Below are 1241 nucleotides of genomic sequence, written 5' to 3'. Positions count from 1 at the left end.
GTCATCACGGTTCCGGCCAACAGCACCACTGGTTTCACCACCGTGACTGCCCCGGACAACGTCTACACCGGTACCAACGACCCAGTGATCAAATCGATCGCTTCCGTTGATGGCGCGGATGTTGGCAAGTTCGAAAACCTGGTCCTGGACAAGACGCCGGTCAGCACCGCTGTTGCTGACGAGCCTGGCTCGGGTACTCCGGGTGCCGGCAACGAAGGCGATTTGGTCAAAGTCACCATCACCGCTGACCAGGTATCGGTCGCCGAGAACGTCAAACCGACCTTCACCGTTCACATCAATACTGCGCTGGCTCACGACTTGGTCGTGACCCTGAGCAACAACGCTACCGTCACCATCAAAGCTGGCGAAACCAGTGCGCCGTACACTCACGAAGCGCAGGGCGATGACGTCTACAAAGACGCCGGTGAAATCGAGCTGGGCATCAAATCCGCCGTCGATGTTGACGGTCGTGCTTTCGAGAACTTGCAGCTGGGCGATGCGGCGTCGGTCAAAGTCACCGACACCACTGACGATGTCGTGGCCAAGCTGACTGCCACTCCTTCGGTTACCGAAGGCGGTGCGATCACTTACACCATCACCCTGACCAACAAAGATGGCTTGCCGATCGACAAGCACTCGGCGCTGACCTTCACCCTGAGTGATGGCACCACCGTCATCACGGTCCCGGCCAACAGCACTACCGGCTTCACCACCGTGACTGCTCCGGATAACGTCTACGTCGGTACCAACGACGCGGTGATCAAATCGATCGCCGCCGTCGATGGCGCTGATGTCGGTAAGTTCGAGAACCTGGTTCTGGACAAGACCCCAGTCAGCACTGCTGTCACCGATGAGCCGGGCTCGGGTACTCCGGGCGCTGGCAACGAAGGCGATCTGGTCAAGGTCACCATCACCGCCGATCAGGTATCGGTGGCTGAAAACGTGAAGCCGACCTTCACCGTGCACATCAATACCGCGCTGGCTCACGATCTGGTCGTGACCCTGAGCAACAACGCTACCGTCACCATCAAGGCCGGTGAAACCAGCGCGCCGTACACCCACGACGCGCAAGGCGATGACGTCTATAAAGACGCCGGTGAGATCGAGTTGGGCGTCAAGTCGGCAGCAGACATCGACGGCCGTGCCTTCGAAAACCTGCAGCTGGGCGACGCCGCTTCGGTCAAAGTGACTGACACCACGGATGACGTGGTGGCCAAGCTGACCGCTACGCCTTCGGTCAC

General features: G+C 59.5%; 1 protein-coding gene. It reads left to right on the top strand.

Annotation, left to right across the window (positions count from 1 at the left end):
- Positions 1 to 1241 (top strand): immunoglobulin-like domain-containing protein (locus tag D886_RS28415; RefSeq protein WP_033694286.1); only part of this gene is annotated, 1241 nt, incomplete at both ends.

Source organism: Pseudomonas sp. LAIL14HWK12:I7 (assembly GCF_000483465.1).
GTDB classification, from domain to species: Bacteria; Pseudomonadota; Gammaproteobacteria; order Pseudomonadales; family Pseudomonadaceae; genus Aquipseudomonas; species Aquipseudomonas kermanshahensis.
The sequence above is the reverse complement of the archived record's forward strand: the minus strand, read 5'-3'. Positions and strand labels throughout refer to the sequence as shown.